Source organism: Paraplanobispora siamensis, assembly GCF_016863175.1.
GTDB classification, from domain to species: Bacteria; Actinomycetota; Actinomycetes; order Streptosporangiales; family Streptosporangiaceae; genus Planobispora; species Planobispora siamensis.
In genome coordinates this window covers 74,064-89,123 of the sequence record NZ_BOOJ01000028.1, presented here as the reverse complement: position 1 = coordinate 89,123, position 15,060 = coordinate 74,064, and the positions used below count along the sequence as shown (strand labels likewise).

General features: G+C 73.6%; 11 protein-coding genes. 2 read left to right on the top strand and 9 right to left on the bottom strand.

What is annotated here, in order from left to right:
• Together Psi01_RS16290 and Psi01_RS16285 are read right to left on the bottom strand one after the other, a co-directional pair.
• Positions 1 to 2,087, bottom strand: a 2,087-nt coding sequence (locus Psi01_RS16290; protein WP_204064858.1) for an AAA family ATPase, incomplete at its 3' end; no start/stop codon positions are given.
• Entirely contained in the window at positions 2,088 to 3,233 is a 1,146-nt protein-coding gene (locus tag Psi01_RS16285; RefSeq protein WP_204064857.1) for an exonuclease SbcCD subunit D, read from the bottom strand.
• Positions 3,234 to 3,401: 168 nt separating this feature from the next.
• Here Psi01_RS16285 and Psi01_RS16280 point away from each other — a divergent pair, with 168 nt between their 5' ends.
• On the top strand, positions 3,402 to 4,913 hold the full coding sequence (locus Psi01_RS16280; RefSeq protein ID WP_239127761.1) for an alpha/beta hydrolase family protein: 1,512 nt from the start codon (positions 3,402 to 3,404) through the stop codon (positions 4,911 to 4,913).
• An 85-nt stretch (positions 4,914 to 4,998) separates the two neighbouring features.
• Here the strand turns inward: Psi01_RS16280 and Psi01_RS16275 are convergent, their stop codons facing one another.
• The 5 genes from Psi01_RS16275 to Psi01_RS16255 all read right to left on the bottom strand — a co-directional run bounded on the left by Psi01_RS16275 (position 4,999) and on the right by Psi01_RS16255 (position 10,325).
• The gene (locus tag Psi01_RS16275; protein ID WP_204064856.1) at positions 4,999 to 5,646 is read right to left on the bottom strand and encodes a response regulator transcription factor; all 648 of its coding nucleotides are present in this window, start codon (positions 5,644 to 5,646) and stop codon (positions 4,999 to 5,001) included.
• Entirely contained in the window at positions 5,643 to 6,770 is a 1,128-nt protein-coding gene (locus Psi01_RS16270; RefSeq protein WP_204064855.1) for a sensor histidine kinase, read from the bottom strand. Before Psi01_RS16270 ends, Psi01_RS16275 begins: the two co-directional genes overlap by 4 nt.
• Before the next feature lies 1 nt (position 6,771).
• Positions 6,772 to 8,355 (bottom strand): carboxylesterase/lipase family protein, encoded by a 1,584-nt coding sequence (locus Psi01_RS16265; protein ID WP_204064854.1) that lies wholly within the window; start codon positions 8,353 to 8,355, stop codon positions 6,772 to 6,774.
• Positions 8,356 to 8,471: 116 nt separating this feature from the next.
• On the bottom strand, positions 8,472 to 9,440 hold the full coding sequence (locus Psi01_RS16260; protein ID WP_239127760.1) for an alpha/beta hydrolase: 969 nt from the start codon (positions 9,438 to 9,440) through the stop codon (positions 8,472 to 8,474).
• A gap of 9 nt (positions 9,441 to 9,449) precedes the next feature.
• A complete protein-coding gene (locus tag Psi01_RS16255) occupies positions 9,450 to 10,325 on the bottom strand; it encodes an enoyl-CoA hydratase-related protein (protein ID WP_204064853.1) in 876 nt (291 codons plus the stop codon).
• Between the two features lie 163 nt (positions 10,326 to 10,488).
• Here Psi01_RS16255 and Psi01_RS16250 point away from each other — a divergent pair, with 163 nt between their 5' ends.
• Complete coding sequence (locus tag Psi01_RS16250) at positions 10,489 to 11,955, top strand: LCP family protein (RefSeq protein ID WP_239127759.1); 1,467 nt, start codon at positions 10,489 to 10,491, stop codon at positions 11,953 to 11,955.
• 104 nt (positions 11,956 to 12,059) lie between these two features.
• Here Psi01_RS16250 and Psi01_RS16245 read toward each other — a convergent pair whose 3' ends face one another.
• Both Psi01_RS16245 and Psi01_RS16240 read right to left on the bottom strand, forming a co-directional pair.
• Entirely contained in the window at positions 12,060 to 13,067 is a 1,008-nt protein-coding gene (locus tag Psi01_RS16245) for an enolase C-terminal domain-like protein (protein WP_204064851.1), read from the bottom strand.
• Between the two features lie 107 nt (positions 13,068 to 13,174).
• A complete protein-coding gene (locus Psi01_RS16240; protein WP_239127758.1) occupies positions 13,175 to 14,662 on the bottom strand; it encodes an MFS transporter in 1,488 nt (495 codons plus the stop codon).
• Positions 14,663 to 15,060 lie beyond the last annotated feature (398 nt).

Here is a 15,060-nt window from a genome sequence, read left to right as displayed (position 1 = left end):
TCGGCGCCGGTGGGCATCGGCAGGGCGGACAGCGCGGTCGCCAGCTCGCGTCGGGCGGCCTCCAGAGTCTCAGCGAGCCGGTCGCGCTCCTCGACCGCCCGCAGGCGGGCGGCGGCGGCGTCCCTGGCCGCCTCGGCGGCGGGCAGCCGGGCGGCGTCCAGGCGGGCGGCGGTGAGGCGGGACTCCGCCTGCTCCCGCAGGCCCGGCAGCTCCTCCAGGCGGGCGTCGACCCCGGTCTGCTCATCGACCAGCCGGGCGATCTCCCGCTCCTCGTGCCCGCGATCGCGCAGGAGCACGGCCAGCCGCGCCTCCTCGGTCCGCAGCTCACCGAGCCGGGCGATCTCCTCCAGCCGGTCGCGCTCCAGCGACGCCAGGCGGGCGGCGTCGGCGACGTCCGCCAGGAGGACCGCACCGTCACCGTTCTCCCCCGGAGGGAAGGCCTCGATCAGGGAGAGCACACCGTCCCGCGCCCAGAGCCCACCGGTCGCGGCATCTCCGCCCTGCGGCGAGAGCCTGCCGGCCAAGAGGCGGGCGGCCCCCTCGGCCTCCTCGGCCTCCTCGGGAGAGAGCCTGCCGGCCAGAGAACGGGCGGCGCCTCCGGCGCTCTGCGACGAGAGCCCGCCGGCCAGGAGACGGACGACCCCTTCCGCTTCCGCAGGCGAGAGCCCACCGGTCAGGGAACGGACGATTCCCTCGGCCTCCGCCGGAGAGAGCCCGGCGGTCAGGGAGCGGACGACGCCCTCGGCGTGAGCCAGGGGGAGAGCTCGGGCGAGGGCGTCGGCGGCGAGGTTACGGGCCTTGGCCGCCGCCTCGGCGCGCTGTTCGGCCTCCTGGACCAGGGGCAGCACCCGGTCGGCCCGGGCCGCCTCGGCGAGGATCGCCTCCAGATCGGCCCGTTCCTCGGCCCTCTCGTCGAGGATCCGGCTCCGGGTCAGGGCCTCGGCGTACCGGCGCCGGCGGTCGGCCAGGGCGACGCCGTCCTCCAGGCGCCTGCGGGCCTCCAGGGCGGCCGCCTCACCCTCGGCCCCGCCCCGGGCCACCGCGTCGGCCTCCTCGGCGGCCAGCCGTACCAGCTCATCCGCCCAGCCCAGCGGGTCGTCCTCCGGCGAGATCGGCACCCCGGCCCGGCCGTCCCCGGGCGGGGAAACCACTCCCGGCCCGCCGTCTCCCGAACGGGACGCCCCCGATGCCACCGCCGGGCCGCCGTCCCCGGCCCCCGATGCCACCGCCGGGCCGCCGTCCCCGGAGTCCCCGGCCGATCCGCCGTGTGCCGCCGATCCGCCGTCCTCCGCCGACGCCCTCTCCGGCCCGTCCTCGTCCACTCCCAGCCCCGGCAGGGCGTCCTCCCACGGCAGGGTGTCCTGCCCGGGCGGGAGCGCCGGTTCGGCGGCGAGGACCAGGGCGTCCAGAAGATCGGAGCCGGCGGCCTCCTCGATGCGGTTGAGGGCGGCGTCGACCTCGCGGCGCAGGGCCTGCTGATCGCGGAAGGCCTCGGTGCGGCGGTCGGCGAGCCACGACTCGGCCGCGGCGTAGATCTTGACGGAGAACAGGCGCTCCAGGACCTTGCGGCGTTCCTCGCCGTCGGCGCGCAGGAAGCGGGCGAAATCACCCTGGGGCAGCATGGCGACCTGGCAGAACTGGGCGGCGTTCATGCCGAGCAGGCCGCTGATCAGCTCGCCGGCCTCGTCGACACGGGTGGTCAGCCCCATCCACTCGCCCGAGGACAGCAGCTCCTCGACGATGACCTTGGTCTGCTCCAGGGTGGTGCCGGTGCCGCGCTGCTTGGGCCGCTGCCAGGCGGGTGAGCGGGTGATGCGGAAGCGGCGGCCCCGGATGGTCACCTCGAGGACAACGCGCGGGCCCCGCCCGGGCGGGGCGTGGTCACAGCGCAGGTTCCTGGCGCTGTTGCGCTGGCCGGGCACCTGGCCGTACAGGGCGTAGCACAGGGCGTCCAGCACGGTCGTCTTGCCCGCGCCGGTGGGGCCGTGGATCAGGAACAGCCCCGCCTCGGACAGCGCCTCGAAGTCGACCTCCTCCTCACCGGGGAACGAGCCGAACGCGGTGATCTGCAGCCGGTGCGGGCGCATCTACGCCATCGTCTCCTTCGTACGGCAGGCCTCCACGGCCTGCTGGAGCAGCAGGGTCTCCTCGGCGTCGGCCGCCTCTCCGCGGACCTCCCTGACGAAGTCGAGCGCCACCTCGATCTCGGGCCGCCCCGCCGTACGGGCGCGCGTCACCTGCTCCCGGACGCCGCCCTCGGGCTCGAAGGAGAGGGTGAGCGTGTGCGGGAAGCGGGACCGCAGGCGCTCCATCGCCCCCTTGGGGCGCACCGGGTCGGTCAGCACCACCTGGAGCCAGCGGTCTTCGTGGTCGGCGTGCTCCCCGGCGGTCAGCAGGTCCTCCAGGCGGCCGGACAGCCGCCCGAGCCGCCGGGGCACGGGGGCCTCGACGAACTCGGCGCCGGCGAACCCGTCCGGTCCGAGGTCCACCAGCCACGAGCCCTTCACCTGGCCGAGCTCGGAGAAGGAGTAGGCGATCGGGGAGCCGGAGTAGCGCACGGTCTCGGTCATCCGCTGGCGGCCGTGCAGGTGGCCCAGGGCGGCGTAGTCGGCGCCGTCGAAGGCGCTGACCGGCACGTGGGCGACGCCGCCGACGCTGATGTCGCGCTCGCTGTCGCTGGCCTGCCCTCCGGTGACGAACGCGTGGGCCAGCACCACCGAGCGCGTGCCGCGCGAGGCCGCGTCGGCGCGGATCAGCGACATGGCGTGCCCGATCGCAGCGGTGTGGGTGCGCTCGGGCAGCTCCCAGGGGCCGCGGACCAGCTCGGGCTCCAGGTAGGGGATGCCGTAGAAGGCCACCTGCCCGCCCCCCGCCGGGTCGTCGATCATCACGGGCTCGCCGACCCGGGCGGGGTCGGTGCGCAGATGGACCCCGGAGGCGTCGATCAGGTCGGCCCCGAAACCGAGCCTGCGGGCGGAGTCGTGGTTCCCGCTGATCAGGACGGTGCGCACGCCCTCGGCGACCAGCCGTCGCAGGGCCTGGTTGCACAGCTCCACCGCGTCGACCGACGGCAGCGCCCGGTCGTAGACGTCGCCGGAGACCACGACCACGTCGACGCGCTCGGCCCTGACCGTCTCGATCAGGTGGTCGACGAAGGCCCCCTGCGCGGACAGCAGGCTCTCCCGGTGGAAGGACCGGCCCAGGTGCCAGTCCGATGTGTGCAGCAGGCGCATGTCGCCTGAAGCTAACAGCCCTCAGCGACATATGGCGCCACTCTCACCACACCGATCTCGCCGGACCGTCCTGGAACGCCGGAAAACCCCTGCGACGAGTAGTCTTGAAGATCTATATGGAAATTTGAGGGAGACGGGTCGGAAAAGCGACCATCGCATGGTCGAGCGGTGATCGGAGAGCGAATCGGCATGCGGGTGGGCCGGGGCACGGTGAGCGTGGCCGCTGGTTTGATCATGGTGGCTCTCGCGGCGGTGGGTTACACCCTCCCTCCGCCCTTCGACCCGTCGCCGCTGGTGGTGGACCCGGTCTTCCAGACACTGCCGGCCCAGCCCGCCGACGAGACCAGATCCGTCGTCAGGAACAGCGGGATCAGCACGCAGGACATCACCGTCGAGGCCCGGGGCACCACCCTGGGGGCGACGATCCGCGCCCCGCTCACCCCGGGCAGGCACCCCGCGCTGGTCTTCGTCCAGGGGGCGGGCCCGGGCGTGCGCGACGAGTTCACCACCCAGGCCGAATGGCTGGCCACGGCCGGGATCGTCACGCTCGTCTACGACAAGCGGACCGTGGGCTACGACTTCCGCCACCGCGACTTCGACCTGCTGGCCGACGACGCCCTGCGCGTGCTGGCCGCGCTGAAGAAACGCCCGGACGTCGATCCGGACCGCATCGGCCTGTGGGGGGTCAGCGAGGGCAGCTGGGTGGCGCCGATCGCGGCCGCCAAGAGCGAGGACGTCGGCTTCACCGTGCTGGTCTCCGCGCCGAACGTCTCCCCCATGCGGCAGGTCAGCTGGGCGCTTGGCGAGCAGCTGGACCGGCTGCACGCGCCCAGCGGGGTGCGCGAGCTGCTCATCCGGGCGATGGGCGCGGTGGACATGAACTTCCTGCGCCACGACGGCGTGCCCGCGCTGCGCGGGATGCGCCAGCCGGTCCTGGCCCTGTACGGCACGCGCGACCCGTCGATCCCGTTCGTGGAGAGCAGCCAGGTGCTCACCCGTGCCCTGGCCGAGGGCGGCAACCGCTCCTACACGATCCGCTATCTCGACGGGGCCGACCACGGCATGCGCCTGCACGGCGGGCCGTTCGCGCCCGGCTATCTGGAGACGCTGGCCAACTGGGTCGAGGGCCTGCCGGACACGGCCGTGCCGTCGGTGCCCATCGCCGGCGCCACCCCGGTCCAGCGCTTCGAGGCCAGCGACGTGCCCACCGCCCCGTGGTACGCCGGGGGCGCGATGCTGGGATTCACGCTCTGCCTGGCCGCCGTCGGCTACGTGGCCGGTCCGGTGGCCGCCATGGTGGTGCGGATACGCGGGCGCCACCTGCCCGCCGCGGCCAACGCCCGGCTGTGGCCGCCGATCCGGCGCCGCTTCCGCCGGATGGCCTGGACCGGGCTGGGACTGCTCGTCTCGGTGCTGGCCTTCATCGTCCTGCTGGTGCTGTTCTCGGTGAACCAGGCGGGAGCCTGGCCCGCGGTGCTCGCCGGGTGGCTGGTCATCCGGGTCCTGGCGGTGCTGATGCTCCTGCAGGAGGTCACGGCGACCGCGGCCGTCGTCTCCGGGCTGCGCGAGGGCTGGCGTCCCAGCCGCCCCCAGCACGTCGCGATCGCCGGGGTGCTCGGCGGCACCGGCCTGCTGCTGGTGGCGGCGGCCTACTACGGCCTGTTCGCCTTCCCCTGGTGATCCTCCGCCTCGTTCCCCGGTGAGCTCCTCGATGGGCTTCCCGGTGAGCTCCTCGATGGGCTTCCCGGGGATCGCCGTCCGGGCGTCACAGCCACCCGTTGTCGCGGGCGATCCGCGCGGCCTCGATCCGGTTGCGGGTGCAGGTCTTGCCGATGGCCGAGGACAGGTGGTTGCGCACGGTGCTCTCCGACAGATGCAGGCGGGCGGCGATGTCGGCGATGGTGGCGCCGTCGAGGGCCTCGGAGAGCACGTCGCGCTCGCGCCCGGTCAGCGGGCTGGGACCGGCGGTGAGCGCCGCGGCCGCGAGAGAGGGATCGACGACCCGCTCGCCCGCCGCGGCCCGGCGGATCGCGGCGGCCAGTTCCTCGACGGGGCCGTCCTTCACCAGGAAGCCCGCCGCGCCCGCCTCCATCGCCCTGCGCACATAGCCGGGCCTGGCGAAGGTGGTGAGGATCAGCACGACGACGCCGTCGCGGCGCAGCTCGGCGACGGCGTCCAGGCCGCTGCGGCCGGGCAGCTCGATGTCGAGCAGGGCGACGTCGGGATCCGCCCGCCGGGCGGCGGACATGATCGCCTCCCCGTCGCCGACCTCGGCGACGATGTCGATGTCGTCCTCCATGCCCAGCAGCAGGACCAGCGCGTCGCGCATCATGCCCTGGTCTTCGGCGATCATGACGCGGATCGGGGCCCCCGCGCGCCCGGCCGTACCCGCCTGCGACTGCCCGTCCGTCATCGGGGCACCGCCATCCTGAGGCGGAACCGGCCCCCGGGCACGGGTCCCGCCTCGAACGCCGCCCCCGCCGCGGACGCCCGCTCGGCCAGCCCGCGCAGCCCGTGCCCGCGCTCATGCCCGCGCTCATGCCCGCCCCCGTCCCCGCCCCCGCGCTCGTGCCCGCCATCGCCATCGCCATCGCCATCGCCCGGTACGGTGACCCCGTCGTTCTCGATCTCCAGCACGACCTCTCCCCCCTCCTCCCGTATCCCGATCTCGCACACCGTGGCCCCGGCATGACGGATCACGTTGGTGACGCCCTCGCGTACGGCCCAGCCGAGCAGCTCGTCGGCGCGTGGCGCGAGCCGTACCCCGGCACCGCCGACGACCGCCCGCACCCCGGCCTCGCGCAACGCCGCGCCCGCGGCCTCCAGCTCACCGGCCAGGCCGCGTCCCCGATACCCGGAGACGGCCGCCCGCACCTCGGCGAGCGCCTGGCGGCCGATGGTCTCGATGTCGGCGGCCTGGCGGGCGGCCGAGGCGGTGTCGCGCGGGATCAGCCTGCGCACCGCCTCGGCCTTGACCACCATCAGCGACAGGGTGTGGCCGAGCAGGTCGTGCAGGTCCCGGGAGAAGCGCTCGCGCTCCTCGGCCACCGCCGCCCTGGCCAGTTCCCGCCGCGTGCTGTGCAGCTGGAGGGTGACGTGGACGACGACGCCGGCGATGCCGGTGCCCCAGGCGACGGCGGCCACCGCGTCCTGCCCGCCGCCCTTCCAGAGCGTCACCGCCATCGACGCGAGGGTCACCGCGGCCAGCGCCGCCGGGACGGCCCGGCCGCGCAGCACCAGGCCGCAGGCGATGGAGACCAGCGGGCACAGATAGAACCACGTGCCGCCGTAGACCGCGCACCCGGCCAGGGTGAGGCCGGTCAGCGCGGCCAGCGCCATCCGCGCGGCGGCGGGCCGCTCGAAGGCGGCCCACACGCTCAGCAGGTAGCAGCAGGAGACGGCGGTCAGGGCCGCGGCCTCCGCCCACCAGGGATCGTGCGTCAGATCGGCGGCGGGGAAGAAGACCAGTGCCACCCAGAAGGACAACACCGCCGGACCGTTCCGCATCCGGTCCATGCCGGCCCTCGCCCGGTTCACGTCAGTTCTCACCCGCTCCACGCCGGTCCGTACCCGATCCGCGCTCCTGCGCACCCGACGCGAGGCGGTTCCAGAAGTCCAGCCGGTGCCCGGCCGCGTAGTCCACGGGCCGGACCGCCCCCGGGGCCAGGGACTGCACGCCCTTGCCCACGTGCGGCCAGGCGGGCAGGCCGGGGCCGTTGGGGTCGCCGGACCGGGCGAAGTTCGTCCAGTAGGCGACCATCCGGCGGGACAGCTCCCGCTGCCCGGCGGTGAGCCGCGCCTCCTTCTCCGGGAACAGGTAGGGCAGGTCTCCGGCGTGGTAGGCACCCCAGTCGAAGTCCGTCTTGATCGGCAGGAACATCGGCGCGTCGCGGTCGGCGAACTCATAGCCGTAGACCGGCGCGTGCCGGGCGAGCAGGGTGTTCTGCTCGTGGGTGGCGCGGGCCCACATCCGGTCGGTCAGGACCGTCGCCCACGCGATCCCCGGGGAGGCGAAGCTCCCGGCCGGATATCTCCGCAGGACGCGTGCGGCGTCCCGGCCGAAGGCCTCCTTCACCAGGTCCCGGTACGCCCGCCCGGTGAGCGGTTCACCCTGCGCGTCGTAGGTCATCCCGACGAAGAGGCGGTGCTCGTCCCTCGTCGCGCCGGCCAGGACGGGCACGCGGTGGAAGCGCCCGGCGCGGATCGCCTCCGGCGGGAGCTGCGGGAGCACCTCGTTGCCGTAGGCGTACGCCTGGAAGGCGTTCATGATCTGCGGCACCTTGAGGATCTTCTCCACCGGCAGGGCCCGCAGGCACGCCAGGTCGCCGCAGCCGAGCAGTCCGGCGTAGTACGCGCCCAGTCGCTCGGTCTCCTCGACGCCGCGCCAGGCGAAGTGGGGCTGTGCGGGCAGGCCGGGGACCATGCCGCCGGCGGGCATGTCCATCATGGTCTCACCGCTCTGCATGATCGCCCGGTGGAACAGGCCCTGCGCGCCGGGCGAGGTGAGGTGCCCGCCGACGGACAGCCCGCCGTAGGAGACGCCGAAGAGCGTCACGTTGCCCGGGTCTCCGCCGAAGGCGCGGATGTTGCGCCGCACCCAGGCGAGCGCGGCCTGCTGGTCCTGCAGGCCGTAGGTGCCCGAGCCGCGCAGCCCCGGATAGCCGAACGCGCCGAAGACGCCGAGCCGGTAGTTGATCGTGACCACGACCGCACCCCGGGAGGCGAGTTCGCGCGCGTCGGAGAAGTGCCCCGCCCCGAGCGCGCCGTCGCCGTGCAGCCACACCATGACCGGCCGCGCGTCCGCCCGGTCGCGCGGGGCGGTGACGTTGAGCACCAGGCAGTCCTCGGTGGTGCTGGTGATGGGGGCGTAGCCGGAGCCGACCTGCGGGCACATGGCGCCGGGCCGGGTGGCGTCCCGGACGCCCTGCCAGGCCCCGGCCCGCCGGGGCGACTCCCAGCGCCCCGCGGCGGCGTACGGGATGCCCTGGAAGATCCGGTGGCCGGCGGTGACGGTGCCGCGCACGGCTCCCGTCTCGGTCGTGACGATCGCGGGGTCCGCCTGCGGTGACGGCCCGCCGGTGCAGGCGGCGAGCAGCAGGGTCGTTGCCAGAAGAGTTCTCATACGGTCGACGCTGCCGGAGCCGGCCTCCGTTCAGAAGGTCCGTCGATCCAGGATCATCCACGACAAAAGTCCCGGTCCGCGGGGCGGCCGCGCGGCCGCCCCGCGGGCGGTCCGTCTCACAGATAGCAGGCCAGCCAGCGGTCCATCTCGGCGAAGACCTGCTTGCGCGCGGGCTCGGGTGACAGCACCAGGTCGTGCATGCCGCCGGGCACCCGCACGCACGTGACGTGCCCGCCGACCTTGGTCGACCAGCGGGCGATGTGCTCGGGGTCGAGCACGGTGTCGGCGCTCTGGGCCTCGGGGGCGAAGTCGCGGATCTGCAGGCCCTTCTCCGCGCACAGCACCAGCACGGGCACGTCCACCCGCAGCCCGCCCTGCAGGCGCCGGTGGGCCCGCCGTACCGCCGCCAGCCAGGCCGCGTGCACCGGGAAGCCGCCGATCGGCTTCCACTCCAGGTCGAAGTCCCACTCGCCGTGGTGCTCCCGGTGCAGGCTGGTGCCGTACGCCGTGGACAGCCCGAGGGGCAGTACGGCGCGCGTGGGCAGCCGGGACATCGGGCCGCGCAGGAGGTCGGCGGCGATCCTGAGCCCGGCGGGGACGTTGAGGTCGAAGAAGGGGCTGTTGAGCACCAGGCCCTGCACGAGTCCCCGGCCGCGGACCCGGTCGGCCCACAGGGCGGCGATGAGGCCGCCGGTGGAGTGGGCGTTGAGCACCACCGTGTCGTGCCCGTCGTCCTCGCGGATGATCCGGACCGCCTCGTCGATCTCCGGGAAGTACTCGGTCAGGCTGCGCACGAACCCGCGCGTCTGGTGCGGCAGCAGCGACCGGCCGTACTTGCGCAGGTCCAGGCCGTAGAAGTCGATCCCCTGGGCGGCGAAGTGCTCGGCCAGGTGGGTCTGGAAGAAGTAGTCGGTGAACCCGTGCAGGTAGAGCACGGCCCTGCCGGTGGGCGCGGAGGCGCGGCGCCGCACGAGGGAGGCGACGACCTTCCCCTCGTAGTCGTCGGCCATGGGCAGGACCGTCAGCTCGTAGCCGGGACCCAGCACATCGGACGCGGGAGCGCCGGACATGGGAACGTCGGACATGGGATCAGCCTATTCGTAGGGGTTGTCCGGCCAGGAGGGCAGCGCCTCAGGCAGGTCCTGACTGACCTTCATCGGGAAGTTCGCCTGACGCTTCTCCAGGAAGGCCGTGACCCCCTCGGCGGCGTCCGGGGCCGAGCCGAGGGCGTTCATGAGCTTGGAGTCGGCGCGGTGGGCCTCCCAGGGGGAGGCGGCCGACAGGCCCGACCACATGAGCCTGCGGATCGCGGCGACCGAGACCGCGGAGGTGTTGTCGGCGATCTCCCCGGCCAGGGCGTAGGCGGCCGGCAGCAGCTCCCCGGCGGGCAGGACCCTGGAGACCAGCCGTCCCTCGAGCGCCTCGGCGGCGGGGAAGACCCGTCCGGTCACGGCCCACTCCATGGCCTGGGAGATGCCGACGATGCGGGGCAGGAACCAGCTGGAGGCCGCCTCGGTCACGATGCCGCGCCGGGCGAAGACGAAGCCGAACTTCGCCGTGTCGGAGGCGAGCCTGACGTCCATCGGCAGCGTCATGGTCACCCCGACGCCGACGGCCGGGCCGTTGATCGCGCCGATGACCGGCTTGAGGGAGCGGGCGATGCGGAGCACGACCGTGCCGCCGCCGTCGCGGGGCGAGCCGTCGACGGTCTCCTGGCCGCCGAACATCTCCTCCGACCTGCGGTGGTTGAAGGTGTCGCCGCCGCCTCCGAGATCGGCCCCCGCGCAGAAGGCGCGGCCCCGGCCGGTGACGACCACCGCGCGGACCGCGTCGTCGGCGTCCGCGAGGTCGAAGGCCTCGATCAGCTCGCTGCGCATCACGAAGGTGAAGGCGTTGAGGCGTTCGGGCCGGTTGAGAGTGATGGTTGCGACGCCGTCGGCCACGCCGTACTCGATCTCGGTGAAAGACATGACCGAATCTTATTCCACTAGCGGGCGGCGGAACTTATCAGGATGCCTTTCCGCACTGTTCACGCGGGCGTCGTCTTCATTCCAAATGATCGACCTACCATCTCACTCTGCGTGCGCCCAAGTGGGTATTAAGACTCGCAAGCATGGAGGAAACGGGGAGCAGGTGGGGGACTCATCAAAGCCGCCCGGGGTCGGCGCGATCATCGGGTGGACGGTCCTTTCGGCCGTCGCGCCCGGAGCGGCCCACCTGCGCGCGGGATGGCGGCGTACCGGGCTGGCGCTGTTGTCGATCTATACCGCGGCCCTGCTGGCCCTGCTGTGGGTCGTGCTCACCTCCGATCTCGGCGACCTCGCCGGGCAGCTGGTGGTCTCCTCCTGGCTGACGATCATCACCGTCGTCTCCTTCACCCTCGGGGTGGCGTGGTTCGCGCTGGTCGTGCACTCCTTCGCGGTGCTGAAACCCGGCAAGCTCCCCCCGACCGGCCAGGCGGCGGCCGGGACCGTCGCGGGCATGCTCGCCGTGACCGTGCTGCTGCCGTTCGGGCTGGTGGGCCAGTACGCCACCGTCTCCCAGACCGCGCTGGACGACGTCTTCACCGCGCCGGCCACCCCGCTGCCCACCGGGGAGGGAGGACAGGAGCAGGACCCGTGGGCCGGCCGTACCCGGGTGAACATCCTGCTGCTCGGCGGTGACGCCGACGACCACCGCCCCGGCGTGCGGACCGACAGCATCAACGTGGCCAGCATCGACGTCAAGACGGGCAACACCGTCCTGTTCAGCCTCCCCCGCAACCTGGAGAACGTACGCTTCGTCCCCGGCAGCCCGATGGCCCGGCGCTTCCCCGACGGCTTCCGGCTGCCGCCGGGGCCGGGCGGCGGGCGCGACGACCTGCTGTTCGGCGTGTGGGAGTACGCCGACGCCCACCCGGAGATCTTCGGCGGCAGGCGGAACCAGGGAGCGCGCACCCTGATCGACACCGTCGGCTACACCCTCGGACTGAAGATCGACTGGTACGCGCTGGTCAACATGTGGGGCTTCGCCCGCCTCATCGACGCCATCGGCGGCGTGACGGTGACCGTGCCCGAGGACGTGGTCTTCGGCAAGTACAACGAGGGCCTGGTCAAGGCGGGCACCCGCAAGCTCGGCGGCGCCGACGCGATGTGGTTCGCCCGCTCGCGCACCAACAGCGACGACTACACCCGGATGGGCCGCCAGCGCTGCGTGCTGAGCGCCCTGCTCGCCCAGGCCGACCCCGCCACCGTGCTCTCCCGGTTCAACCGGGTCGCCCTGGCGACCAGGGAACTGCTCAGGACCGACATCCCGCGCCCGATGCTGGAGCACCTGGTCCCGCTCGCCCTGAAGGTCAAGAGCGCCAAGGTGACCAGCGTGCAGTTCGTACCGCCGCTGATCAACACCGGCTACCCCGACTGGATCAAGATCCGGAGCGTCACCGCCAAGGCCATCCGCGCCTCTGTCACCACGACCCCGCCGGTGGCCGCCTCCACCTCCCCCTCCGCCAAGCCGAGCGCCACCCCCTCCGCGACGGCGACGACCCGGGCCGTGGTCAAGAACGTGCCCAAGCCGTCCAGCGCCCCCGTGGTGAAGGACATCGCCGAGGGCTGCGGCTGACCGGAGGGTCTCGGGCCCGGAGGCCGTGAGCGGTCGGCGGGCCTTCCGGCCTGAGGCCGTGACGTCCGGCGGGCCGGAGCCGTGAGCGGCCGGCGGGCCGGGGCTCAGGCGCGGTAGGACTCCTTGGCCAGGCGGCGGACCTGGTTCTCGTCGATGCCGTGGCCGAGGCCCGGCTGGGTCAGCGGGACGGCCACGACGCCGCCGGTGGCGCCGACCGGAGGCGCGACGATCTGGGCGCTGCGCGGCGGTTCGGCCACGTCGCACGGGAGGGTGCAGCCGGGCAGGCTCGCCGCGGCCACGGTGGCCGCCCTGGCCAGGCCGGTGCCCTGGCCGCCGGCGCAGGCGATCTCCCAGCCCGCCGCCACGGCGGCGTCGTGCGCCCGCCGTACGTCGCGCAGGGAGCCCAGCGCGGCGGGGCGCAGCAGCAGCGCGCGGCCCGCGCCCGCGGTGATCGCCTCGTCCAGCTCCGTCATCGACGCCACATCCAGCAGGACGGGCGCGGCGACGCGCTCCTGCAGGTCGGCGTGGTCGGCCAGGCTGCCGGTGAACGGGCGCTCGATGGCCGAGGGGGCGTAGGAGTCCAGCGCCTCCAGGGCCTCGACGTCGGTGTAGGCGCCGCGGGCGTCCAGGCCGATGCCCAGCGCCGGATAGGCGTGGCGTACGGCCCGCAGCGGCTCGACGTCCCAGCCCGGATGCACGTCCATCGTGACGTGCGCGTATCCGGCGCAGATGTGCCGGTTGACCCGCGCGATCAGGCTGTCCAGGTTGCGCTCGGCGCCGATCCTGACGGTGGCCATCAGCGAGGTGCGGTTGCCGCCGAGGGCGTGGGCCAGCGGGACGCCGCGCATCCGCGCCCACAGGTCCCAGCAGGCCATGTCTACGGCCGGGCCTCCGGGGACCTCGCCCAGCTCGTCGGGATGCTCCCAGTCGACGCCGACCAGCGCCGGGGCGAGCCGCTCCTGCAGAACCGACCACGTCTTGGGATCCGGGTCGACGACCTCGCCCCAGCCGGTCATGCCCCCGTAGTCGGTCAGCCTGACGAGGATGCTCTCGGGGCGCCTGCCGTACGGCAGGACCAGCCGGAACACCTCGAGCGCGCAGACACGCGGCATGAACTCCCCTTGATCTCGTCCGCCCCTGGAAAACGCGAATCCCGCCTTGGGCGGGACTCCCCCTCAACGCGAAGAAGGGACGCGTTCTTCCCATGGTGCCACGACGGTCAGGGTGCGGTTCTCCGCGCGACGAGTGTCCCGGCCAGCGCCACCAGCGCCATCGCCGCGAAGCACACCAGATACACCGGCCCCGTGGCGCCCAGCCTCGCGACGATCGCTCCCCCGGCGGCGACGGTCATGACCGTGAAGACCGACTCCCCCACGCCCATCGAGGCGCTGTTCTCCCCCTGCCTGCCGGGCTCCGACAGCTCCAGCACGAGCACCGACAGCGTCGGGTACACGATCCCGATGCCGAACCCCGCGACGGCCTCGCCTGCGAAGGCCAGGGCGACCGGGACGCCGGAGAACACGGTCAGGGCCATCATCAGCATCCCCGCGGCGATCAGCAGCGGGCCGGAGGTCAGGATCAGGGTCCGGTCGTACGGCCTGCGCCCGACGACCCAGGAGGCCAGCGACCAGGCCAGCGCGCCGCCGGTGAGGACCGCCCCGGCCTGGGTGAGCGACAGGCCGCGCTCGGCGTGCAGCATCAGCGGCAGGTACACCTCCCCGCCGAAGACCGCCCCGGCCACGATCCCGCGCAGGGTGATCACCGCCGGCAGCCCGCGCCCGCCGCGCAGGATGCCGGGCGGGAGCAGCCGGGGCAGGGACAGGGCCAGCAGGACCAGGCCCGTCAGGAGCACGGCGATCCCGATGCCGGACGCCGTCCCGCCGACCCCCGTCTCGCCGGGGTGCGTCCCGCCGGACTGCGCGCCGTGCGCGCCGTACTGGGCGCCGTACTGCGTGAGCGCGGCTCCGGCGGCTGTGAGCACCGCCCAGCCGAGCCGCCTGGCGATCGGTGTGCGGGCGGCAGGTCCGGCGTGGTCATCGGTTGCGGTAGGGCCGCCCGCTTCGATACGGCCGCCTGCTTCGGTGCGGCCGCCCGTCTCGGCGGGCTCGCTCGCGGGGACCGAGGCGAGCCCGCGCCACAGCAGCAGGGCGGCGGGCGCCACGAGCAGCGGCACGCCCAGGAAGACCCAGCGCCAGCCGAGGCTCTCCACCACCAGGCCCGCGATCACCGGCCCGACCATGGACGGCACCACCCACCCGGCGGCGAAGACCGCGAAGACCCGGGGATGCAGGTTCGCCGGGTACACCCGGGAGACCAGCACGTACATCGCGACCTGGAACATCCCCGCGCCGAAGCCCTGCACGAACCGGCCCAGGACGAACACGTCCATGCCGGGCGCGAACCCGCTGACCGCGAGCCCGGTCACGAAGGCCGCCACACCCGCCCAGAGCGGGGCGACCGGCCCGCGCAGGTCGCCCCAGCGCCCGCCGAGCACCGTGGCGATCACCCCCGCGGCCATCGCCCCGCTGAAGGCCAGGGCGTACAGCCCCAGCCCGTCCAGCTCGCGCCCCACGACCGGCATCGCGGTCGCGACCGCCAGCGCCTCGAAGGCCACCAGCACGATCAGCGCGACCACGCCCACCGTCAGCGTGCGGTGGCGTCGCCCGAATATCCCCGCGGAGGGTTGTCCAAGAACCGTCGTCGTCATGATCGGACCGTACGAGCAGAGCCTCGGGCCGCACATCGGTCCCGTCGATCAGTCCTTGGACGTAGGACCTGCGACCATGTGCCCTCCGCCCGAGCGCCGAGGCCCGGATCGTTCCCCCGTCACGGACGCCGCAGCCTGATCCCCTGATGCCCCGCCACCGGCACGGGTGGGAACGTGTCCCCGGATGGCAGACGGTACGGCGGCGCGCGGCGGGCGATAGGCCCACCCGTGAGACACGTCCGCAGCCGGCCGGACGTTGCCCACCCAAGCTGCGCCACCCGGTAACCGATTCCGCCTGTGACGCCAGGGCGCCCCGATGAAGAGCGTCGAGGATCGCCGGGTGACCACCGGCCTCAATCCCTTCGCGATCTCCCTGGAGGTCAGAACCGACTGCTGAG